26 protein-coding genes are annotated in these 26124 nt (G+C 63.8%); 11 read left to right on the top strand and 15 right to left on the bottom strand.

Going from position 1 to position 26124, the window contains the following annotated elements:
* Positions 1 to 5: 5 nt before the first annotated feature.
* From FVP60_RS03550 to FVP60_RS03560, 3 genes are all read right to left on the bottom strand, one after another.
* Entirely contained in the window at positions 6 to 842 is an 837-nt protein-coding gene (locus FVP60_RS03550) for an aldo/keto reductase (RefSeq protein ID WP_147824865.1), read from the bottom strand.
* 103 nt (positions 843 to 945) lie between these two features.
* Complete coding sequence (locus FVP60_RS03555; RefSeq protein ID WP_147824866.1) at positions 946 to 1191, bottom strand: zf-HC2 domain-containing protein; 246 nt, start codon at positions 1189 to 1191, stop codon at positions 946 to 948.
* Entirely contained in the window at positions 1184 to 1795 is a 612-nt protein-coding gene (locus tag FVP60_RS03560) for a sigma-70 family RNA polymerase sigma factor (RefSeq protein ID WP_147824867.1), read from the bottom strand. Before FVP60_RS03560 ends, FVP60_RS03555 begins: the two co-directional genes overlap by 8 nt.
* Before the next feature lie 216 nt (positions 1796 to 2011).
* On the opposite strand from FVP60_RS03560, the gene aroA reads away from it, so the two are divergent.
* From aroA to bcp, 3 genes are read left to right on the top strand one after another with little or no spacing between them, the layout of a single operon-like run.
* Positions 2012 to 3355, top strand: a complete 1344-nt coding sequence (gene aroA / locus FVP60_RS03565) for a 3-phosphoshikimate 1-carboxyvinyltransferase (RefSeq protein WP_147824868.1) — start codon at positions 2012 to 2014, stop codon at positions 3353 to 3355.
* The gene (gene rsgA, locus FVP60_RS03570) at positions 3352 to 4413 is read left to right on the top strand and encodes a ribosome small subunit-dependent GTPase A (protein WP_147824869.1); all 1062 of its coding nucleotides are present in this window, start codon (positions 3352 to 3354) and stop codon (positions 4411 to 4413) included. Before aroA ends, rsgA begins: the two co-directional genes overlap by 4 nt.
* Positions 4414 to 4457: 44 nt before the next feature.
* A complete protein-coding gene (bcp, locus tag FVP60_RS03575; protein ID WP_147824870.1) occupies positions 4458 to 4931 on the top strand; it encodes a thioredoxin-dependent thiol peroxidase in 474 nt (157 codons plus the stop codon).
* 10 nt (positions 4932 to 4941) lie between these two features.
* Here bcp and FVP60_RS03580 read toward each other — a convergent pair whose 3' ends face one another.
* Positions 4942 to 5373, bottom strand: a complete 432-nt coding sequence (locus FVP60_RS03580) for a histidine kinase (RefSeq protein ID WP_187240546.1) — start codon at positions 5371 to 5373, stop codon at positions 4942 to 4944.
* A gap of 239 nt (positions 5374 to 5612) precedes the next feature.
* Here FVP60_RS03580 and FVP60_RS03585 point away from each other — a divergent pair, with 239 nt between their 5' ends.
* Positions 5613 to 5861: a WhiB family transcriptional regulator gene (locus FVP60_RS03585; RefSeq protein ID WP_121060093.1), complete on the top strand. Its 249-nt coding sequence runs from the start codon at positions 5613 to 5615 to the stop codon at positions 5859 to 5861.
* Positions 5862 to 5926: 65 nt separating this feature from the next.
* Here the strand turns inward: FVP60_RS03585 and FVP60_RS03590 are convergent, their stop codons facing one another.
* Genes FVP60_RS03590 through FVP60_RS03600 form a run of 3 tightly spaced genes read right to left on the bottom strand, consistent with a single transcriptional unit; the run spans position 5927 to position 9256 of the window.
* A complete protein-coding gene (locus FVP60_RS03590) occupies positions 5927 to 7414 on the bottom strand; it encodes a sensor histidine kinase (RefSeq protein WP_147824871.1) in 1488 nt (495 codons plus the stop codon).
* 4 nt (positions 7415 to 7418) lie between these two features.
* Positions 7419 to 8654, bottom strand: a complete 1236-nt coding sequence (locus tag FVP60_RS03595) for a CpaE/TadZ family protein (RefSeq protein WP_147824872.1) — start codon at positions 8652 to 8654, stop codon at positions 7419 to 7421.
* Positions 8654 to 9256, bottom strand: a complete 603-nt coding sequence (locus FVP60_RS03600) for an SAF domain-containing protein (RefSeq protein WP_187240547.1) — start codon at positions 9254 to 9256, stop codon at positions 8654 to 8656. Before FVP60_RS03600 ends, FVP60_RS03595 begins: the two co-directional genes overlap by 1 nt.
* Positions 9257 to 9355: 99 nt before the next feature.
* Here FVP60_RS03600 and FVP60_RS03605 point away from each other — a divergent pair, with 99 nt between their 5' ends.
* Positions 9356 to 9634, top strand: a complete 279-nt coding sequence (locus FVP60_RS03605) for a helix-turn-helix domain-containing protein (RefSeq protein ID WP_147824874.1) — start codon at positions 9356 to 9358, stop codon at positions 9632 to 9634.
* Here the strand turns inward: FVP60_RS03605 and FVP60_RS03610 are convergent.
* Positions 9631 to 10203: a hypothetical protein gene (locus FVP60_RS03610; RefSeq protein WP_147824875.1), complete on the bottom strand. Its 573-nt coding sequence runs from the start codon at positions 10201 to 10203 to the stop codon at positions 9631 to 9633. The genes FVP60_RS03605 and FVP60_RS03610 overlap by 4 nt on opposite strands.
* 126 nt (positions 10204 to 10329) lie before the next feature.
* Here FVP60_RS03610 and FVP60_RS03615 point away from each other — a divergent pair, with 126 nt between their 5' ends.
* Positions 10330 to 10773 (top strand): Rv3235 family protein, encoded by a 444-nt coding sequence (locus tag FVP60_RS03615; protein WP_147824876.1) that lies wholly within the window; start codon positions 10330 to 10332, stop codon positions 10771 to 10773.
* 10 nt (positions 10774 to 10783) lie between these two features.
* Here the strand turns inward: FVP60_RS03615 and FVP60_RS03620 are convergent, their stop codons facing one another.
* Both FVP60_RS03620 and secA read right to left on the bottom strand, forming a co-directional pair.
* Positions 10784 to 12010, bottom strand: a complete 1227-nt coding sequence (locus FVP60_RS03620; protein WP_147824877.1) for a pyridoxal phosphate-dependent aminotransferase — start codon at positions 12008 to 12010, stop codon at positions 10784 to 10786.
* 151 nt (positions 12011 to 12161) lie between these two features.
* Positions 12162 to 14945 carry a preprotein translocase subunit SecA gene (gene secA / locus FVP60_RS03625; protein ID WP_147824878.1) on the bottom strand — a complete coding sequence of 928 codons (2784 nt, stop codon included), beginning with the start codon at positions 14943 to 14945 and terminating at the stop codon, positions 12162 to 12164.
* 175 nt (positions 14946 to 15120) lie between these two features.
* Between secA and FVP60_RS03630 the strand changes: the two genes are divergently transcribed.
* Both FVP60_RS03630 and FVP60_RS03635 read left to right on the top strand, forming a co-directional pair.
* A complete protein-coding gene (locus FVP60_RS03630) occupies positions 15121 to 15687 on the top strand; it encodes a PadR family transcriptional regulator (protein WP_147824879.1) in 567 nt (188 codons plus the stop codon).
* Positions 15688 to 15755: 68 nt separating this feature from the next.
* On the top strand, positions 15756 to 17072 hold the full coding sequence (locus tag FVP60_RS03635) for a coiled-coil domain-containing protein (protein WP_147824880.1): 1317 nt from the start codon (positions 15756 to 15758) through the stop codon (positions 17070 to 17072).
* Positions 17073 to 17187: 115 nt separating this feature from the next.
* Here FVP60_RS03635 and hpf read toward each other — a convergent pair whose 3' ends face one another.
* The 5 genes from hpf to mtrA all read right to left on the bottom strand — a co-directional run bounded on the left by hpf (position 17188) and on the right by mtrA (position 22798).
* On the bottom strand, positions 17188 to 17850 hold the full coding sequence (hpf, locus tag FVP60_RS03640; protein WP_147824881.1) for a ribosome hibernation-promoting factor, HPF/YfiA family: 663 nt from the start codon (positions 17848 to 17850) through the stop codon (positions 17188 to 17190).
* A gap of 111 nt (positions 17851 to 17961) precedes the next feature.
* Positions 17962 to 18492 (bottom strand): ComF family protein, encoded by a 531-nt coding sequence (locus tag FVP60_RS03645; RefSeq protein WP_187240548.1) that lies wholly within the window; start codon positions 18490 to 18492, stop codon positions 17962 to 17964.
* A 223-nt stretch (positions 18493 to 18715) separates the two neighbouring features.
* Positions 18716 to 20437: an LpqB family beta-propeller domain-containing protein gene (locus FVP60_RS03650; RefSeq protein ID WP_147824883.1), complete on the bottom strand. Its 1722-nt coding sequence runs from the start codon at positions 20435 to 20437 to the stop codon at positions 18716 to 18718.
* Complete coding sequence (mtrB, locus tag FVP60_RS03655) at positions 20434 to 22116, bottom strand: MtrAB system histidine kinase MtrB (RefSeq protein WP_147824884.1); 1683 nt, start codon at positions 22114 to 22116, stop codon at positions 20434 to 20436. The genes FVP60_RS03650 and mtrB overlap by 4 nt, the downstream gene beginning before the upstream one ends.
* A gap of 1 nt (position 22117) precedes the next feature.
* The gene (mtrA, locus tag FVP60_RS03660) at positions 22118 to 22798 is read right to left on the bottom strand and encodes an MtrAB system response regulator MtrA (protein ID WP_147824885.1); all 681 of its coding nucleotides are present in this window, start codon (positions 22796 to 22798) and stop codon (positions 22118 to 22120) included.
* A 125-nt stretch (positions 22799 to 22923) separates the two neighbouring features.
* Here mtrA and FVP60_RS03665 point away from each other — a divergent pair, with 125 nt between their 5' ends.
* From FVP60_RS03665 to FVP60_RS03675, 3 genes are read left to right on the top strand one after another with little or no spacing between them, the layout of a single operon-like run.
* A complete protein-coding gene (locus FVP60_RS03665) occupies positions 22924 to 24267 on the top strand; it encodes a hypothetical protein (protein ID WP_147824886.1) in 1344 nt (447 codons plus the stop codon).
* 1 nt (position 24268) lies between these two features.
* Positions 24269 to 24931 (top strand): DUF4129 domain-containing protein, encoded by a 663-nt coding sequence (locus FVP60_RS03670; protein ID WP_147824887.1) that lies wholly within the window; start codon positions 24269 to 24271, stop codon positions 24929 to 24931.
* Positions 24928 to 26124 carry a DUF4350 domain-containing protein gene (locus FVP60_RS03675; protein WP_147824888.1) on the top strand — a complete coding sequence of 399 codons (1197 nt, stop codon included), beginning with the start codon at positions 24928 to 24930 and terminating at the stop codon, positions 26122 to 26124. Before FVP60_RS03670 ends, FVP60_RS03675 begins: the two co-directional genes overlap by 4 nt.

Consider the following 26124-nt stretch of genomic DNA (forward strand, 5'->3'; position numbering starts at 1 on the left):
GGCGCCTAGTTGACTTCGCGCGGGTCGGCAGACACGCGGCCAGCCTCACCCTTGTCTGCGGAGTCGATCGTGGTCATTTCAGCGGCGGTGAGCTCAAAGTCGAACACGTCGATGTTCTCCTTCAGGCGCTCTACGCGCACCGACTTCGGAAACACAATGTTGCCCTTTTGCAGGTGCCAGCGCAGCACAACCTGTGCGGCCGACTTTCCGGTGCGCTGGGCAGCCGCTTCAACGCCGGGAATCTCGGTCAGGTCGTACTTGCCCTGGCCGAGCGGGCCCCAGGCCTCAATCTTGATATCGCGCGCTGCGCACCACTCGGCGATGTCGCGGCGCTGGTGGTACGGGTGCAGCTCGATCTGGTTGACGGCGGGGAGCACGCCAACCTCGTTCTCGAGGCGCTCCAGGTACTCAACGAGGTGGTTGGAGACACCGGCGGACTTGGTCAGGCCTCGGTCGCGAATGGCGACAACCTTCTCCCAGGCGTGTACGTAGTTATCGTGCGCCGGGGTGGGCCAGTGCACCAGATACAGGTCGACGTAGTCGAGGCCGAGCTTGGTCAGGCTCTCATCGATCGCCTTGTCGGGCTCGTCACCGTCGTGACGGTCATTCCACAGCTTCGTGGTGACGAACAGTTCATTGCGAGCGATACCGCTGTTTGCGATCGCCGCGCCGACGCCCTCCTCGTTGCCGTAGATGGCGGCAGTGTCAATGTGACGGTAGCCAATTTCGAGTGCATCGCTAACGGCACGTTCGGCGTCTTCGGCCGGAACCTTAAAGACGCCGTAGCCGAGCTGCGGAATCTCGAAACCAGAGTTCAGGGTGAGGGTGGAAACATTCGTCATGTCTCCATCGTGGCACGAGGTGCGACGCCGCGACCGGATGTCGGAGAAATCTACCGATTCGCCCGAGAAGCCCCGTCATTGCCACCGGCGCCCGAGCTGGCGGTTAGGCGTGAGCCTGCTGCTGCTCGCGCAACCGCGCCAGCACCATGGCCTTGAGCTCTTCTGGCGCCGCTTCCTTGCAGGCGCGCGCCACGACGTCGGTCAGTGTGCGGGCGACGAGTGCCTCATCACGGCAGCTTTCGCAGTTCTCCAGGTGATCACGAATGTCAGACGCCTCGGTGCTGCACACTTCGTTGCGCAAATATTCTTCGAGGTCGCGACGTGCTTGTTCGCATCCGCAGTCAGTCATTCTGTGCTCCTTGATTTGCCGCGTGGATCCCACGCTCCGCGGCGTAGTCGGCAAGTTGGTCTCTGAGCAGCTTGCGCCCGCGGTGCAGGCGGCTCATAACGGTGCCGATCGGTGTCTTCATGATGTCGGCAATCTCCTGATAGGCGAAGCCCTCAACATCGGCCAGGTATACGGCCAGGCGGAAGTCTTCTGGGAGAGATTGCAATGCGTCTTTCACGATCGATGCGGGCATACGATCGATGGCTTCGGCCTCAGCAGAGCGAGAGCTCATCGCCGTGGTCGACTCGGCGCCGCCAAGTTGCCAATCTTCAAGATCGTCAATCGTGCCCTGATAGGGCTCGCGCTGCTTCTTGCGATACGTGTTGATGTACGTGTTCGTGAGAATGCGGTACAACCACGCCTTGAGGTTCGTTCCCTGTGTGAACGATGACCATGAGGCGAAGGCCTTGACGAACGTCTCCTGCACGAGGTCAGCGGCATCTTGCGGATTGCGGGTCATCCGCATGGCCGCACCGTACAACTGATCCATAAACGGCAACGCCTGATCCTCAAACTCATCGCGAGGATCGGTGGTCGCATTCGGAGACTTAGCTGACTCATCCATCGCGAGCCAGTCTAGAACGCCCGTGTCATCGATAACTCCAGGTTTACTCAGCGTTAGCGTGTTCACGAGCCTCCTCTCGGTCTCAATCCGGAACGTGTCATTGAAGACAACGCGGCGGTGGCAGAAGTATTCCCGCCGGCTTGCTGAGCGCTAGATGAGAAAACTCTCGCCGTCATTCGCCGGGCGGCGTCGCAGGCGCCGACTAGGCTAGTGGCGATGAGTCACGACACGGCAGTGAGCCCCGCCCCACCAGTGCGACGCACCTACCCAGCGCCGCGGTCTTATGAGCGCCTCCGCGCGCACGTCGAGGTTCCTGGTTCCAAGTCGTTGACCAACCGCGAGCTGGTGCTGGCCGCCATCGCCGACGGCCCCAGCCGCATTATTGCGCCGCTACATTCGCAAGACTCTGAGCGCATGATCGAAGCGCTGCGCGCGCTCGGAACCACGATTGAGTTTGTCGAAGGCACCAGCACGTTTGGCGATGACCTGGTGATCACTCCGGCGAAGCCATTCGCCGCCGGCACCACCGTCGATTGTGGGCAAGCCGGAACCGTGATGCGCTTTGTCCCGCCGCTGGCGGGCCTGGCAACCGGCGATGTCTTTGTGACGGCCGACGAAACGGCGCTGCACCGCCCGATGGGCGAGATGATCAGTGCGCTTCGCGACCTGGGCGTTGACATTGACGACGGCGGCAATTGGTCATTGCCCTTCACCGTGAAGGCTCACGGACACGTGCGCGGTGGCGAAGTTCGCATCGATGCCTCCCGCTCCAGCCAGTTTGTTTCTGGCCTGCTGCTGGTGGCCGCCCGCTTTGATGTGGGATTGCATCTCACGCACACCGGCGAGCGTCTGCCCTCCATACCGCATATTGATATGACGATCGAGGCGCTCGCGCACCGGGGCGTGCGGGTCGAGACGCCGAGCGTCGGCGAATGGGTGGTTCCGGCCGGCCCGATCCGCGGCAAAGACATCACGATCGAACCCGACCTCTCCAACGCTGCACCGTTCTTGTGTGCGGCCGTCGTCACCGGCGGCACGGTGTCGGTGCCCCGTTGGCCAGTGCACTCGACGCAGCCCGGCGCCATGCTGATGGACATCCTCCCCCAGTTCGGCGCGCGCGTGAGCCGTCGCAGTGGCATTCTCACGGTCACGGGCACCGGAACCATTAACGGCGTCGACCTTGATCTTTCCGCCGCAGGCGAGTTGGCTCCCAACCTCGTTGGTCTCGCGACGCTCGCCAATTCGCCGTCGACCTTCCGCGGTATCGGCCACATCCGCCAACACGAGACCGACCGCATCGCCGCGCTGATCAGTGAAATCGAGTCGATCGGCGGCAGGGCCGAAGAGCTCGAGGATGGCATCCGCGTCATTCCGCAGCCAATGCATGGCGGCACGTGGCGCGCGCACCACGATCACCGCATGGCAACGACGGGTGCGCTCATCGGCCTGGCGGTCGATGGCGTGATCATCGACGACATCACGACAACGGCGAAGACTCTTCCGCAGTTCCGCGAACTGTGGGAGGGCATGCTCGCCGCAACCGGAGACCACGCAGCGTGAGTTGGCTGGGCGATTTCGACGACGACGATGACGACGACTTTGACGAGTCGCGGATTCGCGTAAGGCCCAACCCCAAGGCCAACCGGCCCCGCACCAAGCGACGCCCTGCACACGCCGACGCGCAAATCGCTCGAGTGCTGGGCGTTGACCGCGGTCGTTACACCGTCATGGTCGGTGAAGATACCGACCAGGAGCGCACCGTCATCGCTTCGCGCGCTCGCGAACTGCGCGGCATGGCGATTGTCACCGGCGACCGTGCCCGCGTCGTTGGCGACACGTCTGGTGATGACGGTACGCTTGCGCGCATTGTCGGCATCGAAGAGCGCTCCACGCTGCTGCGCCGCAGCGCCGACGACACCGACAACGTCGAACGCGTCATCGTCGCCAACGCTGACCAAATGTTGGTGGTCGTTGCGGCCGCAGATCCGGAACCACGAGAGCGGCTGGTCGATCGGTACCTGGTTGCGGCATTGGACGCCGGCATCACGCCTCTGCTGGTGATCACCAAGACCGATCTCGCCGACCCCACCGAGTTTCTGCAGCACTTCGCGGGCATCGAAAACCTCCAGGTGTTCCGCTCGGCGACCGGCGACGTTCCCATCGAAGAGATCGGTCGCGCCCTCATCGGCAAGACGACCGTCTTGGTGGGCCATTCCGGCGTTGGTAAATCCACGCTGGTCAATGAGCTGGTTCCGGGCGCTGGCCGCGCAACCGGCCACGTCAATGAGGTCACCGGCCGTGGCCGCCACACATCGTCATCGACCGTGTCGCTACGCTATGAGTCGCCCGAGGGCCGCGGGTGGGCGATCGACACCCCCGGCGTGCGGTCCTTCGGCCTCGGCCACGTCAACCCGGAGAACATTCTCCGCGCGTTCCGCGACCTGGATACCCTCGCAGAAGAATGCCCACGCGGTTGCACGCACCTCGCCGATGCCGAAGACTGCGCCCTCAACGAGGCCGCCAGGGCTGGAGAGTTGAGCGATGCTGGCCTTGCCAGGCTCGACTCACTGCATCGGCTCCTCGCCTCGTTCGAAGAGCGCGCAAAACAGCAGCCCTAACGCGCGATTCTGTCGCGCCGCATCGGCACCGTAGGGTGAAGAGTGTGACTCTGCGACTTGAACCCGGAACCCCCGCCCCACCCTTCACCCTTCCCGATGAGGACGGCAAGCCAGTCTCACTCGCGGACTACCGAGGCAAGAAGGTCGTGCTGTACTTCTACCCGCAGGCGATGACGCCGGCGTGCACGACGCAAGCGTGCGAGTTCCGCGACAATTCCGCGGCTCTCGCTCAAGCCGGGTACGCAGTCATCGGGGTGAGCCCCGACGAATCCGAGCGATTGGGGCGCTTTCGCGACCGCGACGCCCTCACCTTTCCGCTGCTCAGCGACCCCGACCACGCCGTGATGGAGACGTACGGAACCTGGGGCGAGAAGATCAACTATGGTCGCCCCTACCAGGGCGTCATTCGCTCCACGTTTGTCATCGACGAGCGGGGCATCATCACGCATGCGCTGTACAACGTGAAGGCGACCGGACACGTCGCGCGCGTCATCAAGTTGCTGGGGCTCTCGGCCTAATCTCGGAGCTCTAGTCTGCGGCAGGGAGATCGTCTGGCGCGGTGTCGGCCTCGGCGCGCGCCCGACGCTCGTCGGCCGCCGTCTGTTTTGCGGCCTGGAAGATCGCAATCAACCCGATAATCGCGGGAAGTGCGATCGCAGCCGCGACGGCCGGGTGAGCAAATTGCCCGGTGAGTGCGCCCAACGCGATGGCGAGCGCCATCAACTGCGTCACGATGCCGCCCGAACGCGCCCAGGTCTGTTCGGTGAGGAGCCCCCACGCAAATGCCACCATCGCCGCACCAATGATTATGGTCAGCACGATCAGCGCCACGGCGCTGGTGAACGACATTGTATTGCCCTTGAACAGCTCAACAATCTGCAAGCCGGCAAGACCAAGCACCACCAGTGCCTCCAGCGCCATAACGGCAGCGGCGATGCGGGATGCGATGCGGGATTTCATGTCTCTCCTGTCGAGGGGCACACGCTGGCACGAGTTGGACACCGCCTGAATCCAAGGTGTGAGAAAGAATTAACCCTTGATTCATCGGATGACCCGTGGGAAACTAGTTCAGCCGTGTGCTCCCACAGCGGCGTGGGGCGAGCATTTCAGCTCGCATTCTTCACACAGGGTATCCGAATAACCCCGGCACATCCCGAGCCTTCGCTCACACTCCCCCCTTTGCAAGGAGCACTACCAAAATGGATTGGCGCGACAAATCAGCGTGTCTCACTGTCGACCCCGAACTCTTCTTTCCGGTCGGTAACACAGGGCCCGCTGTTGACCAGATCGAGAAGGCGAAGTCGGTGTGCGCACGGTGCACGGTGACCGAGATCTGCCTGCAGTACGCACTCGAGACCGGTCAAGACTCCGGCGTCTGGGGCGGCCTCAGCGAAGACGAGCGCCGCGCTCTGAAGCGACGCGCAGCTCGCGCGCGCCGCGCTTCGTAAAAACAGAATTCGTGAGGGAGGGCGACCGCTGGTCGCCCTCCCTCACTGTTTTTCGCGCAAATGCGCTAGTTGCTTGCAATCCAGCGCATCGGAATCTGAATGGTCACCACGGTGCCGCCCTCATCTCCGGTGCGCCAGTCGATGGTTCCGCTCAACTCACCCTGAATCAGGGTGCGCACAATTTGGGTGCCAAGACCGCGCCCCACGGTGCCCTCGGGCAGCCCGGAGCCCGTGTCAACGACGCGCACGATGAGCTCCTCCTCGGTACGCTCCGCAATGATCTCTACCTCCCCCTCACGCCCGGCAAGACCATGCTCCACGGCGTTGGTAACAACCTCGGTGAGTGCCAGCGCGAGCGGCGTGGCATAGGCGCTCGGCAGGCGGCCAAAGCGACCAACCGATTTCGTGCGAGCCGAGGTTCCGGCCCCGGCGGCAACTTCGGCCACCAGCTTGAGCACGCGAGCAAACACCTCATCAAAGTCAACGTTTTGCGTGAGGCCTTCGGAGAGGGTGTCGTGCACGATCGCGATCGACGCAACTCGCCGCATGGCCTGGGTGAGCGCATCACGCGCCTCCTCAGAGTGCGTGCGGCGCGCCTGGATGCGCAACAGCGACGACACCGTCTGCAGGTTGTTCTTCACCCGGTGGTGGATCTCGCGAATCGTGGCGTCTTTGGTGATGAGCTCTTGCTCCTGATGACGCATCTCGGTGACATCGCGGCACAGAATGATCGCACCGGTGCGGGTGCCATTCTTCTTCAGCGGAATCGCGCGCAGCGAAACCGTCACGCCGCGCGACTCAATGTCCGCACGCCACGGCGCGCGGCCCGTCACCACAACGGGGAGCGACTCATCAACCTCGCGTACGCTGGGCACGATTTCGCTCACCACTTCGACGAGCGGTTCGCCCTCCAGCTCGTCGTCAAAGCCCATCCGGTTAAACGCGGAGAGCGCATTGGGGCTCGCGAAGGTGGTGATGCCGTCAACGTCGAGGCGAATCAGACCGTCAGAGGCACGCGGCGCGCCACGACGCGGCGATGCCGGAGCATCCATGTCAGGGAAGTCGGCCGAGCCGATCATTTCAAAGAGATCGTCCGCGCACGCATTGAAAGTGATCTGTTGGCGAGACGGAGTGCGAGCCTCGCCCAGGTTCGTGTGCCTGGTGACCACGCCGATGACGCGCGGCGGCGTGCCAGGGGCGGGGCGCTGGCGCACGATAGGTGCCGCCCGCACGCGGGTCGGCATCTCCTCGAACCAGTCGGGCGATGACGAATCGACGATTTCACCGGACTGGAAGGCACCGCGCACCTGCGTTGCCCACTGCGGGCGCACCGTCTCCCCCACGATGTCGCGGTAAAACAGCGTGGCCGCGCCGCCCGGACGAGTGTGGGCGACAGCAATGAACGAATCATCAGCGGTGGGCACCCACAACACAATGTCGGCGATCGCAAGATCGGCGAGCAGCTGACCATCACCGGCAAGGCGATGCAGCCATTCCACATCGGCCTGATCGGCGAGGCCCTGGGCAAAAACGAGGTCGCTCAGTGTTGACACAAGCTCAGCCTAGTTGGGCTGGCACTCCGGCGACGTCAGCGATAGCGGGTTTATTCTTCCTGCCGCGGCGAGCGCGCCGCGGCATTGCGGTCGCCGCAGTATCGGGTTGGCCAAGCACGTCAGCGGCGAGGCGCCGCACGCCGGCCGCGAAGGCGGACTTCGGTGCGATATCGGTGATGGTGCGACTGTGCAGCGCCGCGCCATCCGCAATGTCGGGTTCGTGCGAGAGAAACAGAATTTCCTCGACGTTCGTGAAGCGGGCCAGCGTCCGCCGAATTTGGCCCTTCGCATCAAGACCCAGCGAAGCCGTGCGCACCCGATTGACGACAACATGCACCGGAGTGTCACCGACCAGCGCGCGAAGCTCACCATAGGCACGAATGAACCGTGCGATGCCGACGGCATCGGCTGAGGCGACCGCCACGATGTGATCGGCCGATCGCAGCGCCGCAATCGTTGCCGCATTGCGGGCCGGGCTCGCCATATCGCTCAGAATCTCCCCGTCCTCTTCGAGACTCGCGGCAACGTCAATCACAATGGTTTCGACCCAGCCCCGCGCAATCTCCAGGCACGCGGTCACCCGTTCGGCAGAGAGCTCTGGCCACCGGCCGGGACGATTAATGCCGGTCAGTACCGAGCACGCCCCGTCGGTGGCACGAAGCGGTTGCGCGACGCGGCTGAGTTCGGCGGCGTCCAATGTGCGCCGCTCTGCCGCCCGACACGCGGAGGCAAAGCCCGGACCGTCATCGGTCAACCCCAGCATCATCGCCAGCGCCGGCGCATGACTGTCGGCATCGATCAGCGCCGTTGGTCGGTTGCCGCGAGCACATTCTGCGGCGAGGCTTGCAGCGAGCGTTGACCGTCCGGGCGCACCATGTGGGCCCCACACTACGATGACACCGCCACACACCGGCTCGCGGTGCGGCGGAACCGTGTGGTGCACGATGTGCTCGGCCTCAAGGGTGGTGAGCAGCGCCAGGCCGAAGGAGGCCGCGAGGCGATGCCCTGCCGCATCGGTGGCGTACGGCACGATGCGAACGCCGGCGCGATCACACGCCGCCACCAGCGCGGCGTTTAAGACGCGTGGTTCGCTGCGCACGACGAGCACATCGACACCACTCAAATCGGCGGCGGCCACCGTTGCCGGATCGGCCTGGTGCACCTCCTCGTCGCGCTGGGCAAACCCGACCGCCACGATTGCTGCCAGCTCTTGCGCCAGCGCGAGGACAATACGCGTCATTACCGCACACCGCCCAACGGAACCACCCACAGCGCCGCCTTCGACGCCTGCGCATCCAGCAGGGCTGCCACCTGGTTCCGATCGACGATGAGCTCAAGCGTGACCGTTCCGCCGGAGGCAAGGCCCGTGCTCTCGCGAATCGCGGCGACCGTCGCCGTCTCAATCAAGACCTGCGCATCGTCATAGCCGCGATCTTTGACGGGCGACATCCACACCTCAACAGAACTGCCCACCGTGACGGTACTGGCCACATCAACCGTGCTGGTAATGACAACCGTGGTCACCGTGCTGCGCGCGGTTTCTATCACCGCGCCCGCGGGAATGAGCTCACCGGCGGCCAGTGGGCGCGTAATTGTCGAGTCTTTGGGTAGCGCGGTGAGGTAGCTGCCCTCCGCCTCCCCCAGCGCGACTTCAACCCACCGCACATCGCTTTCATCGATCGGCGTGCCGGGTAGCAGCGTCGTATCGGCAACCGCCACCGGGGTTGTCGTGCGGGCCGCGGCCACCACCCACCACACCCCGGCGATCGAGGCGACGACGAGGGCAAGGCCGATGAGAAAGCGTGCGTCCGCCCAGACTGCTCGGTTTGTGCGCGAAGACATAGCGGTCATGCTGACACGAGGCGAGCCGCCGTGCCGAAGGTTATCCACAGCACAATCAATCCACCCACCAGATTCGGCTGATGGGTAAATAATGGGGACATGTCTGAGTCCAACGCACCCGAGCGTTACGTCTCCCTGGCCCAAGTTGCCGAACTTCTCGACCTCGAGGTCGACGAGGTATTGCGCCTGGTGCAGGAGGGGCAGCTTCGCGGCGCCCGCCTGGGCTCGCCCGCGCAGTGGCGTGTTGCCGAAGCCAGTGTCGGCGCCTATCTCGACGAGCAGCGTGAGGAGTCTCGCCGCATTGCGCTGTGGAACCAATCGGTCAACGCCAGCTTCCCCGAGCTGTGGGGCGGCACGGAGGGCCGCAGGCCCCGCTAGCGCGAGAGCGGGCTCGCCATCGCAATTGCGGCGAACGGAACCACGACAATGCGCGAGACCTCGGCGTCGCGTCGCGCAACATGCGCGTCGTGCAACGCCAGATCGCAGTGATCCGCGCCCGCTCTGTCGATGGTTCCGGTGGCAACTGATGCATCAGCAAGATGGATCATGACAGGAGTACGGCTTCGCGCCCAACCGCGCAACACATAGCCGAAGGTTGCCCGACCGGCCATCGCCGCCGTTGGAACCGGCATCAGGCTGCGCTGCAAGGCGTCAGCAGCGAAGCTCAACGCGCGAATCGCTTCGAACCGCACACAGCGCACGGTGTTGCCGGTATCGACTCCGCACCAGTCAGCGCCCGTCGCCGACAACGTTCCGGCCACGTGGTGAGAACCGAGCGTCTTGAGCTGAACTCGAGCGTGATCGGCAGTCGCGGCCCGAACGCGAGTCGCCAAATCGAGGCGCGAAAGGCGCAGCCGCTCGCTCTCGACCGCGACGGCGGCGCGCTCGGCGGCCGCGTCATCGGCAAATTGCCCCTCAAGCTCAGCGAAATACGACTCCCAGTTCACGCGCCGAGCGTATCGCGCAGGAGATCGGCGACATGAGAGTTTTCCACAGATTTTTTCATGTTCCGCCACGGGACGGCGTGGTGTGGTTTGCTCGATTTTGCGTCCCCACGCGAATCAGGAGTACCCATGTCTGCCGTAGCAGCAAGTGTCGGGCCGCGCCGCCGCGGCAAGCACCTGAGCGAAGTCGACGTGACCGAATTCTTCGCGCCACAGCCGACGCCTACCGCCGATCTGCCCGATCCTGAGCCGCTTCTGCGCAACCTGACGATCGGCCTGATCGAATGCCTCGCCGGGGTGCGTGAAGTGGAGCAGCTTGCCAGATGGATGTCGCAAGATGCGTTTCTCACCGTCGCGCAGCGCGTATCACTGGCGACGCGTGCCCGGTCGGCAACCTCCCGCGCAGCGGTTCGTCCCGCCTACTCCATCGTGAGCGTGCGACACATGGCTCCAGCCGATGGCGTCGTCGAAGCCTGCATCGTGGTGTCGATGCCCGCCCGCACGCGCGTGCTCGCGATTCGCCTGGAGGGCACCGACCGTCGCTGGCGTGCCAGTTCCGTCGCGTTGCTCTAATCGAGCGGAACTACTGCCGGTAGCTGGAGAGGAAGTTACCGAGACGTTCGACGGCGTCGGTAATGACGCGCGCCTCCGGCAACGTCACGAGGCGGAAGTGATCGGGTTCCGGCCAGTTAAAGCCGGTGCCCTGCACCACCAGAATGTGTTCGGCAACGAGCAGGTCATAAATGAACTTGCCGTCGTCGCGAATCTCGTGAACCTCGGGGTCGAGCCGCGGGAACGCGTACAGCGCGCCGCGCGGCTTCACGCACGAGACACCGGGAATCGCCTCAAGCCCCTCCCATGCCGCGTCACGCTGCTCATGCAGGCGACCGGTGGGCGCGATGAGGGCGTCAATAGACTGCACGCCGTCAAGCGCCGCCTGAATGGCGTGCTGTGCCGGCACGTTGGGGCAGAGGCGGGTCGATGCGAGAAGCGTGATGCCCTCCAAGAACCCCTTGGCATGCTTCTTTGGGCCGGTGACGACGACCCAGCCGGCGCGGAATCCGGCGACGCGGTACGTCTTTGAGAGCCCGTTGAACGTCATCACCAAGAGGTCGGGCGCGAGCGTCGCGGTAGAAATGTGTTCGGCGTCGTCGAACAGAATGCGATCGTAGATCTCATCGCTGAGGATGAGCAGCGAGTGCTCCCGCGCGATTTCTACCAGCCCCTGCAACACCTCACGCGAGTACACGGCACCCGTGGGATTGTTGGGGTTGATGATCACGATTGCCTTGGTTTTCGGCGTGATCTTGGAGCGGATGTCTTCCAGATCCGGGTTCCAGTCGTTGTTTTCGTCGCACAGGTAGTGCACCGGGGTGCCGCCGGACAGCGATGTCATGGCCGTCCACAGCGGGTAGTCGGGGGCCGGAATGAGAACCTCGTCGCCCTCGTTCAGCAGCGCCTGCATGGTCATCGTGATCAACTCAGAAACACCGTTTCCGAGGTACACATCGTCGGGGTCGATGTGCGGGAAGCCTTCAACCTGCTCGTAGCGGTTGATAATCGCGCGGCGGGCAGACAAAATGCCTCGGCTGTCACTGTAGCCGTGCGCGGTCGGCACGGCGGCGATCATATCGCGCACGATTTGGTACGGCGCCTCAAAGCCAAAAATAGCCGGGTTTCCGGTGTTGAGCTTGAGTACCGCGTGCCCGGCCGCCTCCAGCCGCGACGCCTCAACCAACGCGTTTCCGCGAATTTCGTAGAGAACGTTCTGAAGCTTGGCTGATTGATCCAGCGGTCGAAGTGGGCTCATGAATAAACCCTAGCCCCGCCGGATACGTGCCTGAGACCATCGTGACCCATCGCGATCCACTTCGACCGAAGTGGATCGCCTGACACAACGGCGATGGCCCCGCCTCGGTGAGGTGGGGCCATCTGCGAGCAACGTATGGCGCTGCGTCGTGTTACTTCTTCTTGGCGCGACGCGCGGCGCGGTTCTGCGGTGCCTGCGCGGGCGCTGCGTCAACCTTCTGACCAAACGCACCCCGCTGTTCCGCCGGTGCCTGAGCCTCCGACCGGGCCTGGCGCATCCGGTTCGTTGATGACTGCTGCATCTGACCGCGGTCGTTGCGCACCTCGACGTCGCCGTCTTCGCTCGGCGCGGAGTACTCCAGCTTCTGTACGTCTTGCGTCGGCGCGGCGAGGCCCTTGGCCTCAACCTGCGTCACCTCGCCGCCTTCGGGCTGGCGCACCTCAACCTCAAGGTTGTACAGGTAGCCGACAGACTCTTCCTTGATCTGGCCCATCATGGACTGGAACATCTGGAAACCCTCGCGCTGGTACTCGATGAGCGGATCACGCTGAGCCATCGCACGCAGGCCGATGCCGTCTTTCAGGTAGTCCATCTCGTAGAGGTGGTCGCGCCAGCGACGGTCGAGAACCTGCAGCACAACACGGCGCTCCAGCTCACGCATCGCCGCCTCACCGAGCTGCTCTTCACGAGCAGAGTAGGCAATCTGTGCGTCGCTCAGCAGCTCACGCTTGAGCCCTTCGGCCGTGACCTTGCCCTTGGAACCACCGGCTTCGGCGACGACCTCTTCAACCGTGACGCTGACGGGGTAGAGCGTCTTCAGCTCCGTCCACAGCGCGTCAAAGTCCCAGCTTTCGGTGTGGCCCTCGCCGGTGTGCGAGTCGATCATTGCCTCAATGGAGTCTTCGATGAAGTGCCCAATGCGGTCTTGGATGTCATCGCCTTCAAGAATCTGACGGCGGTCGGCGTAGATGGCTTCACGCTGACGGTTCAGGACGTCGTCGTACTTGAGCACGTTCTTGCGGATCTCCGCGTTACGTGCCTCAATCTGAGACTGTGCGCTGGCAATAGCGCGCGTCACGATGCCGGACTCAATTGCGACGTCTTCAGGCAGGTTGGTACGAGCAAGCATCGTCTCGGCGAGCCCGTTCTTGAACAACCGCATCAGATCGTCGGTGAGGCTCAGGTAGAAACGGCTCTCACCGGGGTCGCCTTGACGTCCGGCACGACCACGCAGCTGGTTGTCAATACGACGCGACTCGTGGCGCTCCGTGCCGAGCACGTAGAGGCCACCGGCCTCAATAACCTTTGCGCTCTCCACCTCGACCTGCTCACGCACGTCGGCGTAGACCTTGTCCCACTCGGCCTCGTACTCTTCGGGCGTTTCGACCGGGTCAAGACCCTTCGCCTTCATGTTCTGAACCGCGAGGAATTCAGCGTTACCGCCGAGCATGATGTCGGTACCACGACCGGCCATGTTGGTTGCGACGGTGACCGCGCCTTCTCGACCGGCTCGCGCCACGATCTCGGCTTCACGAGCGTGGTTCTTGGCGTTAAGAACCTCGTGCTTGATGCCCTTCTTGGCGAGCAGTCGCGACAGGTACTCGCTCTTGTCGACGCTCGTGGTTCCGACCAGCACCGGCTGGCCAGCCTCGTGACGCTCGGCAATGTCTTCGACGACCTGCGCGAACTTAGCCTGCTCGTTCTGGTACACGAGGTCGGCCTGGTCCTTGCGGATCATCGGCTTGTTCGTCGGGATCGGAATCACGCCGAGCTTGTAGGTCGACATGAACTCGGCGGCCTCGGTGTCGGCCGTACCGGTCATGCCGGAGAGCTTCTTGTACAGGCGGAAGTAGTTCTGCAGGGTGACCGTGGCAAGAGTCTGGTTCTCCGCCTTGACGGGAACACCCTCCTTCGCCTCGATCGCCTGGTGAATGCCCTCGTTGTAGCGGCGGCCAACGAGAATACGACCGGTGTGCTCGTCGACAATCATGACCTCGTCGTTCATGACGACGTAGTCGGTGTCACGCTTGAACAGCGCGAGAGCCTTGATCGAGTTGTTGAGGAACGAGATCAGCGGGGTGTTGGCCGACTCATACAGGTTGTCGATGCCGAGGTAGTCTTCGACCTTCTCGATACCGGGCTCCAGCACACCGACGGTGCGCTTCTTCTCGTCAACCTCGTAGTCTTCACCTGCCTCCAGCGTCTTCGCGATGCGGGCAAATTCGGTGAACCAGCGGTTTGCTTCACCCGATGACGGGCCAGAGATGATCAGCGGCGTACGCGCCTCGTCGATCAGGATCGAGTCGACCTCATCGACGACGGCGAAGAAGTGACCGCGCTGCACCAGGTTATCTTTGGACCACGCCATGTTGTCGCGCAGGTAGTCGAAGCCAAACTCGTTGTTGGTTCCGTACGTGATGTCTGCGTTGTATTGCTCTCGACGCACGTCCGGGGTTTGGCTGGCAACGATGACACCGGTCGTCATGCCGAGGGCGCGGAACACGCGACCCATGATTTCGGACTGGTACGACGCGAGGTAGTCGTTGGTGGTGATGACGTGCACGCCCTCACCGGCGATGGCGTTAAGGTACGCGGGAAGGGTCGCGACAAGCGTCTTTCCTTCACCGGTCTTCATCTCGGCGATGTTGCCGGCGTGCAGCGCTGCGCCACCCAAGATCTGAACGTCGTAGTGACGCTGGCCCAGCGTACGCTTGGCGGCTTCACGTACGGCGGCGAACGCCTCGGGCATGAGCTGGTCAAGCGTTTCGCCCTGTTCGTAGCGGGCACGCAACTCGGCGGTTTCGCCGCGAAGCTCGTCATCCGTGAGCTGCGCGTAGTCGTCTTCGAGCGCGTTAACAGCCTTGACCACCTGCTGCAAACGGCGAAGGATTCGACCTTCACCAGCGCGTAGCAGTTTCTCAATCGGGTTGGCCACGGAGTGTTCTCCATCCATTGCGTCAAGCGGGATATCCGCGAGCGTCGGGGTACCGACACCGATCCATGTTATCTGCCCGTGACCTTGACGCGTGCTGGATACGCTCAGAGCACACCATGAATCCGTGAAAATAATGGATCGTCCGGTATACATATAGTGAACCGGAAAGGGCTGCATGACGATCAAATACAGTCTGTTGGCGATCCTTGCGGTGTCGCCCTGCTACGGAAATCAATTGCGTAGCGAGTTTGAGCGGCGAACCGCGCAGATCTGGCCGGTCAACGTCGGTCAGATCTACAACACCCTGGAACGCCTCGAGCGCGACGGGCACACCGAACGAGGTGTCGCCGACGAGCATGGCCATGTCATGTGGCACATCACCCCCGCCGGGCGCGAGGAGGCTGCGGCCTGGCTTTCCCGCGCGACCCCGCGAGCCGATGCGCGTGACGACCTCGCTGCCAAAATTTCGCTCGCCATCTCGTTGCCTGGCGTCGACGCCGACGCGCTGATCGATATTGAGTTGCAGGCAGCCCGCATGCGGCTGCACGAGGCGGAGCAACGGCGTGACGCCGAACCCAACCCGCTCAGTGCGCTCATCCTCTCCGCCGCCGTGCATCGTGCCCGCGCTGACGTGGACTGGTTGAGCACCGTTCGTGTCGCGTCGGCGGAGCAAGCCCCGGAACCATTGGCCGTTGATACTCGTCGCCCGCGTCGCGGCCGCCCTAAGAAGGCCGTCGCTTAAACCGCACGTTCGCTTACCGCTGAGCCGAAGCTTAGGCATGTGGGTGGCGGAATCCTTATGATCGAACCATGGCAGGATTTTGGGGCAAACGTCGTCGCGCTGAGCAAGAAGAACAGCAAGCGGCTGACACCGAACTGAGCCGGCGCGCTGAGGCGGCCATGGTCGCCGTTGACGAGCGTATGCGCACCGCAGCTGACGAGGTTGGGTTTGCGCAGGCCGAGCTCGGCGATGCCGCGACAAAAGACCTGCGTGATGCCCTCACCGCCGTTCGCGAGCACATGCAGGAGGCATTCTCACTGCACCAGCTCAACCACGACCACATCCCCGACACTGCGGAGGAGTTGCGCACCCGTAACGCCCGCATTGTGCAACTGTGCGAGTGGGCAGATGACGTGCTCGATGAGCGCACGGCTGCTCTCGCCGATCGCATCGATCGCGTACGCCGCGCTCCGGAGGTCTTGGCGCGGGTACAGGCCGATGCCAACGGTCTTGACAATCGGGTTCCGGCAGCGCGAGACACCATCGTGCGCCTCGCCGAGCGCTACAACGAATCCGCCATGGCCAAGGTTTCGGCCGGGGCCGACGAGGCCGCTCAGCTCATCGCATTTGCCCGCCACAGCGCCGATATCTCCGCACGCCGTCGCGCGTCGGGCCAGAACGAAGAGGCAAACCTGGCGCTGGAAACGGCTATCGAGGCGGTACGCCGCGCCGGAACCGTGTTGGACAGCGTCGAAGACTACGAGCTGGAAGCGCTGCGAGCAGAATCAACCCTCACCGATGTTGTCGCAGACTCGCGAGGCGACCTGGTGGCCGCTCGCGACCTGGCCTCGACTCCTGCCGTCGCCGAGGCCATGAAGGAGTTGGAGACCGCCCTCGCGGGCCTGCCTGCAGCCGGCTCGAAGACAGACCCGTTCTCATCCCTCTCGGCATTGCGCGATGCTAACCAGCACCTCGATGCGGCCGTGGCGAAAGCCCGCGACCGTGCCGCGCGACCGCTGCCGACGGTTGACGTCGTCCGCCACGCGCTGGACGATGCCGACCGCCAAATCGCCGTCGCCCGCAGCGTCATCGCTGGCCACCGCGGCTGGATCGGCGCAGACGCTCGCACCCGACTCGCCGAGGCGGAGCGCCTTCGTACCGGCATCGATGCCTTGATCGTTCCCGAAGACACGCGTGAAGAAGCGCTGACCCTTGCCCGTCGCACCGCCCAATTGGCCAGCGAAGCGCTTCAGCTCGCCCAGCGTGACATTGACTCCTCCCGCCCCCAGCAGCAGAACACGTGGGGTGGCGGTGGCCGCAATCAGGGTGGCGGCATGAGCGACATGATGGGCGGCATTATTGGTGGCGCCATCCTCGGCGGCATTCTGGGCGACATTTTCGACTAAGCCCTGCCCGGGCAAATTTCGACTCAGCCCTGCCGGGCAAATTTCAGCTCGGGATAGCCCCGGAAACAGAGAGAGGGGTGGTCCCGGAAACCCGGGACCACCCCTCTCTCTTGGCTTATGACGCCGCGACAGCCTCCGGCGGCGCGTTGGTCTTGAGCGAGATCACGCCGTAGTCCCAGCCCTTGCGGCGGTAGACAACGGAGGGGTGATCGGTACGAGCATCAACAAACAGGAAGAAGTCGTGTCCGACCAATTCCATACGGTCTACGGCCTCTTCAACTGACATCCATTCGGCACCGAACTGCTTCGTGCGAATGACGACGGGCGTGTAGTCCTCTTCTTCCTCGTTGCCGGTGATGATGGGAATCTCCCCCGTCTTGACCGCGCGCAATACATCGGCCGAAGCTGGGCGCACATCGATGCCGTGCAGCGCGCCGGTGTTCTTGTCGAGGTGCGCACCACGTGCGTCATGGCGACCATCGAGGCGCTTGCGCTTTGCGCGGCGAACCTGCTCCATCAACTTATCGACAGCGAGATCAAGTGCGACGAACTTGTCAGGATCTGTTGCTTCTGCCCGCACCAGCGGGCCACGGCCGTTGAGGGTGAGTTCGACGGTTTCATCATCCATTCGTCCCTGCCGGTTGGAATGGTGAGTCACCTTGACGTCGAGCCGTTCTGCGCGAGTGGCGAGCTTTGAAATACGCTCTGCCTTCTCGTCAGCCACCTCACGAAAACGATCCGAAATCCCGACGCCTACGCCGACGATGCTCGTTTCCATGTCTGACCTCCTTGTCCGGTCCACCGGTTCAAGGGCGGACCTTGTCGCCTTTGTTCCCCTCACCGTAGTCGCCCAACCGATGCGTGTCACCACCATTCGCATATAAATTTTCTACGCGTTGCCTGTGTGCCGTTTCGGTGTACTCAACACCGTGATGCTCGCCGCAACCGTGATGCCCGCAGACTGCAGTGCCTGCGCGGAATTCACCAGCGTGGCGCCCGTCGTCACGACGTCATCGACGAGAATCACCCGGCCCAGATTCTCGGCTGTTCTGCGCACAGCGAACGCCCCTTGCGTGTTGCGCACGCGTTCGGCACGGGTCAGTTCTCGTTGATCCTGCACCGCGCTGGTGACCCGCATCGCCCGCTGAAACGGCAGCCCTGCCGCACGCAACAGCACCTCGACGGGCCGATAACCACGGCGGCGATCCGCGGCGGCTCGGGTCGGCACCGGAACCAGCATGGCGGGGGCGGAACCACCGGGCACGGCTGCGTCGAGCGCGGCGGTGAGCAGCGGCGCGAGCTCGCGGGCAATGCGCGTCACACCGTCTTGCTTCAAAGCGAGCATGAGCGAGGCCGTCTCATCACTCCACAGCGCGCCAGAAAAGCACGGCAGACCACCAGGCAAGCTTCGATGTTGCACGTCGGGCATCGGCAGACAGCTCGCGCATACCGGCCCCGTCACCGCGCCGCAGACGACACACTGCGAGCCAAACACCATGGCCGAGGCCTGATGTACGGCCTCCCGCCATGCCCCACGCCCGCGCTGCGCCATGCCCACAAGTTTGCAGAGGCGCTCCCCTCCCCATCATCGCGAGCTATACCTTGGGGACGAATTTCGCGGTTCCGCAATTCGGGGAGAAGGCTCAGTGCGCGACCGCGGCACCCTGCTGGCGAGCGAGCACCAGAATGCCGGAACCAGCCAACGCCCAGGTCGTGCCGCGTGAGGAGTAGAGCTTGCCGTCGCTGGTGCGGATCCAGATCGCACCCGGATCGCTTGAACCGGCAATGTCAACAACATCGGCGACTGCCCTGCTACTCACCGCTGGGCCGCTCAATGGCTGCACGATAACGGTGCTGTCTGTCTCATTCGCCACCACGAGGCCAATGGAGGTGTCATCAACCCAGGAGAGACTCTTGACGTCGGCGCTGCGCAGATCGCGAATTCGATTGCCCTTACCCAGGCTCAACACGGTTCCGTCAGCCCCGCGCAACACCGAGTACACGATGACTTCAGCTTGGCTTCCCGCCAGGCCGACAACCGCGAGACGCGTGCCGTCGCGCGAGAGCTGCATATGCGAAATCTTGGTGAGCTCGGCCATGGTTCCGGGCAACTGTGTTGCCTCGCCGCCCTGCATCGTAATCGTGAGGGCTCCGGGTGTGTCGGCCGGTACCGTCCAGATGTCACCGAAGGGTCCGAGCGTCGGTTCGATCAGGCCCGGTCGCACGTCGATTGTCACGTTCTCGGGGCTGTCGCCATTCAGACGCACCACCTCACCAGAGCGCGATAGCGCGACGCCATGACCGGCTGCCTCACTCATCTCCCACGCGACGACGGGAAAACCGAGCGCCGCTTCATCCAGATCGTCGAGCGGATCGAGGCCGCCCGAGGTGAAGTATCCGAACCCGGCCTCCGTCCCCACGAGTGCCCTCGTGGGAACTGTCGTTGGCGTCACGGTTGCGATCGGCGCGGTGAGCTCACGCGTTGAGCTCGATAGCACGACCTCGCGCACCGCCGTGCCGCTGAGGCTTCTGGTGAGTTGCAGTTTGAGCCGGCCGATGGCATCGGCTTCCAGGCTGTCGGTGCCAGCGAGTGTGATGCTGGCGACGTTGTTGTCGATGGGAATCGAGGCGAGGGCGCGGGCGCCCTCGGGAACCGCGGTTGATACGGCACCCGCCAGCCAGGGCGCCGGGCCCTCAACAAGGCCATTCACAATGTCGCGTACGGCTGTGACGTGGGGGTACCACCGGGTATCTGGAACCAGGAAGGTCCAGGTCGGGTCGTAGAAGGCCAGGTCGTAGTCGTCGAAGACATTCTCGAAGGAGAAGCGGTCAAGCAGCACGCCGTCGGGTGCCGAGGTAATTCGCCATTGCCCGTCCGGCTGGGTCTGCAGCTCGAAGTCCATCTGCATTTCCGACGATTCGGAGACGCGGTAAACGCCCGAGGCATCCACCGTGGCGATGGTCGTAACGGTCAGCGAAACGGTGGTCAGGCTCGCCGCCTCCGGCACGGCGCTCGCCGTCGGGGTGGGAACGACCTCGGGTTCAATCACGGTGCGGCGTGACGCCGTGTCAACGACCGTTCCGGCCGACGGATCCCAGTCATTGGCAAACTCGTCGGAGAGGAACTCTTTGGCTGCACTCCACCCGCCGTCGGGGGCGATGGCTGCGGCCAAGAATCCCTGCACAATTTCACGTGGTTCCGCTCCCGCCTGCGGGCCGCTGGGTGTGAAGGAGAACGGAACCGGCGGGATCTCCCCCACCTCAAGACCGACGGTTACTTCACCGGATTTCTGAAAACCCGTGCAACCGGTGAGCGCGAGGAGCGCTGCGGTGAGAATCGCGACTGCGCGCAACCGTGCCGTCATTTCTTCCCCCGAAGATCAGTGTCAAGGACAACATCGATGGGTTGGGTGAGCCCCAGGGTTCCCATGGGTGTCTCGGCGTCTTGCCCCTCGACAGCAATCGGTGAGCTCATCACCGTAATGGCGCCGCCGACGACTCGGGGCAGCGTCAACACGAAGTTTGACCCGTTGCCAGGTTCACTCCACACCGTGAGCGTGCCACCGTGCAGCTTCGCGTCACCGAGCGCGATGGAGAGTCCGAGGCCGGTGCCGCCGATCGTGCGCTTGCGCGACGGGTCGGCGCGCCAGAATCGATCAAAAACGTGCTCAATGTGTTCCGGCTTGATGCCGAGACCGAAATCGCGCACGCCGATGGCGACCGCCTGCTGGTTGGAATCAACGGTGACAACGACGGGCTTACCCTCGCTGTGCTCGATCGCGTTGCCAATCAGGTTGCGCACGACACGGCGCACGCGGCGCGCATCCATATCGACGGGTGAGTATCCGCCGGGCGCGACGAGGCGCAGATTGGAACCATGTTGGTCGGCAAGTTGTTGCATCGAATCGATGACGTCTTCGGCAAGGTGCGCGAGGCTCGTTGGCTCAATTTCGAGTTGCACCGACCCGGCGTCGTAGCGGCTGATCTCCAGCAGGTCGCTCAGCAGCCCTTCGAATCGCTGCACCTGGGCGTGCAAGAGCTCGGCGGCGCGTTCCGTCGTCGGATCAAACGACGCCTTGTTGTCGTTGATCATGTCGGCGGCGAGGCGAATGGTGGTCAACGGCGTGCGAAGTTCATGTGACACGTCGGAGACGAATCGTTGCTGCACCAGCGAGAGCTCGGCGAGCTCCTTGATCTGACCCTCAAGGGAGTCGGCCATCGCGTTGAACGAGCGCCCGAGCGTCGCCAGTTCGTCTTCACCATCGACCACAATGCGCACGCCCAAATCGCCGCCCGCCAGTTGCGCGCTGGTTTCGGCGGCCTCCCGAATCGGCGCGGTCACCGATCGCATCACAAACCAACTGATCACGCCGATGATGAACAGCAGCGCGGCGGCGGCAAGCCACAGGGTGCGCTGCACAAACAACAGCGTTTGTTGCTCCTCATCGAGCGGGTACGCCAGGTACAGCTCGTACATGCCGACCTCGGGAAAACGCAGGCTCTGGCCGATCAGAATTCCCGGAACCAACTCGCCAGAGGGCATCGTAATCTCGACGGCCTGTAGCCACTGGCGCGTGGTTTGATCGCGCACGCGCTCGCGCAGCCCCTCGGTCAGCATGTCGGCATTCGCTTCAAACGGCGTCGTCACCCACGGCACCGGCGCGAGCGTTGTCGATGCCTCTGCCGGCGAGCGCACAATGCGGGCGTAGTCCGTCGCTGCGAGGTTGGCGACACGCGTTTGCACGCCGCCCATGATTTCTTGGAGCTTGCCGGGGTCGCCTTCGGGGTTGGCGGCATCCAGCAAGCTCTGCGCCTCCGCCGCGGCCTGCAGTGCGGCCGTCATCGCCTGGTCTTTGCGCGCCTCATAGAGGCGATCCTGAATGGCGAGAGCCATCCACACGCACGCAATAATCACGGCCAGCGCCGAGAGCACGACGGTCAGCACCGTGGTGCGAAACCGCACCGAGCCTTTCCACAGCGCCGACCACGTTGCCGGAAGCGACCCCGAGGTTCGAGGCCGCTGCAACGGTGAGGTCTTGGTCATGTCATACGACGGCGCCGGCGCGGTAGCCAACGCCACGCACCGTCGTCACGATCTTGGGGTTGTCCGGGTCGATTTCAACCTTGGCGCGCAGTCGCTGCACGTGAACGTTCACCAGGCGGGTGCCGGCCTTGTAGTGATAGCCCCACACCTGTTCGAGCAGCATTTCGCGCGAGAACACCTGCTGCGGCTTGGAGGCCAGTGCCACCAGCAGCTCGAATTCGAGTGGCGTGAGAGCGATGGCTTCGGAACCACGGCGCACCTCGTGCGCGGCGACGTCGACGGCAAGATCGCCGACGCGGAGGACTTCGGCGGTGTCGGTTGCGACGGGGCGCAGGCGCGTGCGAATGCGAGCAACCAGCTCTTTAGGGTTGAACGGCTTGACGATGTAGTCGTCGGCTCCGGCTTCGAGACCGACAACGACGTCGGACGTGTCTGCACGTGCGGTGAGCATGATGATCGGCACGCCGCTTTCGGCACGGACGCGGCGGCACACCTCGATGCCGTCAATGCCCGGCAACATGACGTCGAGCAGAATCAGATCGGGGCGTGACGAGCGGAAAGCCTCGACAGCTTCAGCACCGTCTGCGCAGAAAACCGTCTGAAATCCTTCCGTGCGCAGCACGATGCCAATCATCTCCGCGAGAGCGGTGTCATCGTCAACGACGAGGATGCGTGAGGTCATAGTGATGACTGATCCTTCAATTCTGATCCAGGACATAGGCGTCCCTCATACCCAGGTTAGTAGACCTCCGAAGAATATCGGCAGTGGTATGACACGATGGAAGCGAATCGAGTAGGGAGCACCGCATGTCAGGAACCTTCGGATGGACTCCGGCGTCCCGAATGGGCATCATTCCGCTTCGTCCGCTGACGTTTGGTGAGATCCTCGGCAAAAGCTTCAGCGCGCTGCGTCACAACCCGCGCGTGCTGCTTGGCTTCTCCATCGGCGTGACCGCCGTCACCAGCCTCATCAGCGCGGCTGTTGTGATCTGGATGACCTTCGCCCTCATCGAGCGCATCGATAGCTTCCCGCGGGATCAGTACGGCAGCGATGCGTTCAACGAAGTGATGTTGGGTTCGCTTGCGACACTCGGTGTGGTGACGTTTGCCCTCACGATCGTGTCCATGCTGGTGTCCACCGTTGTGCAGGCCGTCGTTGCGGCAGAGGTCGGCGGCGCCGTCGTCGCCGAGCGGCAATCTCTTGGCGAGATCTTCCGTAGTGTGCGCCCCGCGATCTGGCGGATTCTGGGCTTCACACTGCTGGTCGGCGCTGGCCTGGTCGCTGCGGCCATCATCCTCACGATCCTCATGGTGGTGCTCGGTCGCGCGGCGTTCCTTGCCGTCTTACTCGCCCTTGCCGCCTTCCCCGTCGTGGTGTGGCTCGGTATCAAGCTCGCCCTCACGCCCACCATCATCGTGCTGGAACGCAGCACCCTCTTTGCCAGCATGGCGCGCTCGTTCAGCCTGACGCGCGGCTTCTTCTGGAAGACGTTCGGCGTCATCGTTCTGATCAGCGTGATCTTCGGCTTTGCCGGGCAAGCAGCAGGCACCGTCTTCGGCTGGGTGACGCAACAGTTTGTTCCCGTTCTCGCTCCGACCGGCGACGTCAATGTCGACTTCTTCAGCCAGATCATCCTGGCCAGCATCGTTCCGACCGCGGTGACGACGGTTATCGGAGCAATTGGAACCGTGGTGTCGGCTACCGGCGTCGCCATCGTCTACGTCGACTCGCGGATGCGCAAGGAGGGGCTGAGCCTCGACCTGCAGAACTACATGGACAACCGTGATGCGGGCCGCGCCGTGGTTGAAAACCCGTACGCCTTCAACCCCGCTCAGGCGCAGTTTCAGCCCGGCTACGGCCAGCCCGGTTACGGCCAGCCCGGCTTTGGACAGCCTGGTTACGGGCAGCCCGGTTATGGCCAGCCCGGTTTCTCGCAGCCGGGCAGTTGGGCGACGCACGATACGCAACAACCGCAACCGAGCGGTGACCAGCGCTTCGCGCCCGGCGCGTACGCCCCTCCCGGATACGCCCCTCCCGGCGCCGGCTACGCCGCACCGGCAACGCCCGAACCCACGCCCGGCTACGACGCCCCACGACCGTTCTTCCCGGTGATCGACCCAGACGCACCACGACAGGAAGGCTCACGATAACGTGAGATTTTTCTGGCCGACGGCCTGGCCCGACCCTGACGAGGCGCAGGATCTGATTGAAAAAGAACTGAGCGATCCCCGCTACAGTGCGGCCGAGCCGACGTGGTGGGACAAGCTCGTCACCAGTGTGGTGAACTTCTGGAACGATCTGTTTTCGTCAGTAACCTCCGACATTGCGGGGCCCTACATCGTGTGGATCGTGGCGGCCGTCATCGTGGTGCTCATCATCGCCGCGTTCTTCATTTGGGGTCGACCACGCCTCAGTATCACCTCCCGCGCCACGCCCGACGCGCTGTTCGGCGAGGACGATGGCCGTTCTGCGGCCGAACTGCGCGAAGCGGCCGACGCCGCGGCCAGAGCGGGAGATTGGAACCAGGCACTGATCTTGCGAATGCGAGCCCTGGCCCGCGGGCTTGATGAACGCGGCATCGTCGTGCTTTCCCCCGGAGCCACAGTGCAACAGTTTGCGCACGAGGCATCACGCAGTTTTCCCCGACATGGCGGTGGCCTGCATGAGGCGGCCCGTCTCTTCGACAACGTGAGGTATGTGCGCATCGACGGCACCCCTGCCGATTATCAGAGCCTTGCGAGCCTTGACTCCGACCTGCAGTCCACTCGAGCCGAAAAGCTCAGCGCACTGCCCACGATGGCGGGTTCGGCATGACGACACTCTCCCCCGTGGTGCCGCCACCCGTTACACCACTCGCTCGCGAATCGCCATCACAGGGTCGAAGGCGGCGCGTGCTGTTCTGGGTCGCGCTCGGCCTGATTGCCCTCGTATTAGGATCCGTTATCGCCCTCACCCGGCCATCGCTTGACGATGCGATGAAGCCGGGGTTGGCTCCCGACAGCCCCTCCCCTGCGGGTGCGGGCGCAGTCGCGGAGGTGCTGAAAGATCACGGCATCGACCTCATGCGAACCGAGTCGTACACCGCCGCCGCGAGCGCATCCGCGGGCGCAACTCTCGTGGTTCCGGCGACACCCGCGCTCACCGACGACGGCTTCGCATCGCTGATCGCCAACGCCGATATTGTCGTGTTGATTTCGCCCACCAGCACCCAGCTAGATACCGCGTTGGGTGGCGAACGGGCGGGCTTTGCCGACGCCACGGTAGCGGCCAGTTGCTCGAACGAGCTGGTGAGCGATCTGGGCGATGCCACCATCGGCGGCGTCTTCTCGGCCCCCGATGCGGCGGCATGCTATTCGGCCGGTGACGGCGCCGGCGTGCTGATCGCGCAGCGCGATGACCAGACCATCATCGCTATCGACGGCACCACCGTTATCGCCAACAGCGCCATCGGAAACGCGGGCAATGCCGGGTTGGCGCTACGCCTGCTCTCCCAGCGCGACAGCATCGTTTGGTACGTCGCGACGGCGGCCGACACCGACCGCGACCCGCCACCCGCCAGTTCGCTCGCCGAGCTCACGCCCGGCTGGGTCACGCCCGTCATCGTGCTTGGCATCGCGACCGCCTTGGCCGCAATCGCGTGGCGTGGGCGCCGATTCGGCCCGCTCGTTGCCGAGCGACTTCCGGTGACCGTCAAGATTTCAGAAACCCTCGAAGGTCGAGCCAAGCTGTACGCCCAGGGTCGCGATATCGCGCATGCCGCCGGAGTATTGCGTGCCGCGACGACTCGCAACCTCGCGCGCAAGCTCGGCCTGGCACTGGCCTCGCCCCCACATCGGGTCGCCGCGAGCGCCGCGAACGTGCTGGGTATGAATGTGCAGAATGTTGAAATTCTTCTCGCCGGCCCCGCCCCCGCGACGGATGCCGGGTTACAAGACCTCAGCGATCATTTGATTCACTTGGAAGCCGCCGTCACCGCGGCCTTCCGCAGCGAAAGGACCACCTCGTGA

Source organism: Microbacterium mitrae (assembly GCF_008017445.1).
GTDB lineage: Bacteria > Actinomycetota > Actinomycetes > Actinomycetales > Microbacteriaceae > Microbacterium > Microbacterium mitrae.

What these genes read in the sequence shown, in the direction of transcription:
- FVP60_RS03550 (WP_147824865.1), bottom strand. Translation starts at nt 842, where the DNA reads ATGACGAATGTTTCCACCCTCACCCTGAACTCTGGTTTCGAGATTCCG.
- FVP60_RS03555 (WP_147824866.1), bottom strand. Translation starts at nt 1,191, where the DNA reads ATGACTGACTGCGGATGCGAACAAGCACGTCGCGACCTCGAAGAATAT.
- FVP60_RS03560 (WP_147824867.1), bottom strand. Translation starts at nt 1,795, where the DNA reads ATGGATGAGTCAGCTAAGTCTCCGAATGCGACCACCGATCCTCGCGAT.
- aroA (WP_147824868.1), top strand. Translation starts at nt 2,012, where the DNA reads ATGAGTCACGACACGGCAGTGAGCCCCGCCCCACCAGTGCGACGCACC.
- FVP60_RS03580 (WP_187240546.1), bottom strand. Translation starts at nt 5,373, where the DNA reads ATGAAATCCCGCATCGCATCCCGCATCGCCGCTGCCGTTATGGCGCTG.
- FVP60_RS03585 (WP_121060093.1), top strand. Translation starts at nt 5,613, where the DNA reads ATGGATTGGCGCGACAAATCAGCGTGTCTCACTGTCGACCCCGAACTC.
- FVP60_RS03595 (WP_147824872.1), bottom strand. Translation starts at nt 8,654, where the DNA reads ATGACGCGTATTGTCCTCGCGCTGGCGCAAGAGCTGGCAGCAATCGTG.
- FVP60_RS03600 (WP_187240547.1), bottom strand. Translation starts at nt 9,256, where the DNA reads ATGTCTTCGCGCACAAACCGAGCAGTCTGGGCGGACGCACGCTTTCTC.
- FVP60_RS03605 (WP_147824874.1), top strand. Translation starts at nt 9,356, where the DNA reads ATGTCTGAGTCCAACGCACCCGAGCGTTACGTCTCCCTGGCCCAAGTT.
- FVP60_RS03615 (WP_147824876.1), top strand. Translation starts at nt 10,330, where the DNA reads ATGTCTGCCGTAGCAGCAAGTGTCGGGCCGCGCCGCCGCGGCAAGCAC.
- FVP60_RS03620 (WP_147824877.1), bottom strand. Translation starts at nt 12,010, where the DNA reads ATGAGCCCACTTCGACCGCTGGATCAATCAGCCAAGCTTCAGAACGTT.
- FVP60_RS03630 (WP_147824879.1), top strand. Translation starts at nt 15,121, where the DNA reads ATGACGATCAAATACAGTCTGTTGGCGATCCTTGCGGTGTCGCCCTGC.
- FVP60_RS03635 (WP_147824880.1), top strand. Translation starts at nt 15,756, where the DNA reads ATGGCAGGATTTTGGGGCAAACGTCGTCGCGCTGAGCAAGAAGAACAG.
- hpf (WP_147824881.1), bottom strand. Translation starts at nt 17,850, where the DNA reads ATGGAAACGAGCATCGTCGGCGTAGGCGTCGGGATTTCGGATCGTTTT.
- FVP60_RS03650 (WP_147824883.1), bottom strand. Translation starts at nt 20,437, where the DNA reads ATGACGGCACGGTTGCGCGCAGTCGCGATTCTCACCGCAGCGCTCCTC.
- mtrB (WP_147824884.1), bottom strand. Translation starts at nt 22,116, where the DNA reads ATGACCAAGACCTCACCGTTGCAGCGGCCTCGAACCTCGGGGTCGCTT.
- mtrA (WP_147824885.1), bottom strand. Translation starts at nt 22,798, where the DNA reads ATGACCTCACGCATCCTCGTCGTTGACGATGACACCGCTCTCGCGGAG.
- FVP60_RS03665 (WP_147824886.1), top strand. Translation starts at nt 22,924, where the DNA reads ATGTCAGGAACCTTCGGATGGACTCCGGCGTCCCGAATGGGCATCATT.
- FVP60_RS03675 (WP_147824888.1), top strand. Translation starts at nt 24,928, where the DNA reads ATGACGACACTCTCCCCCGTGGTGCCGCCACCCGTTACACCACTCGCT.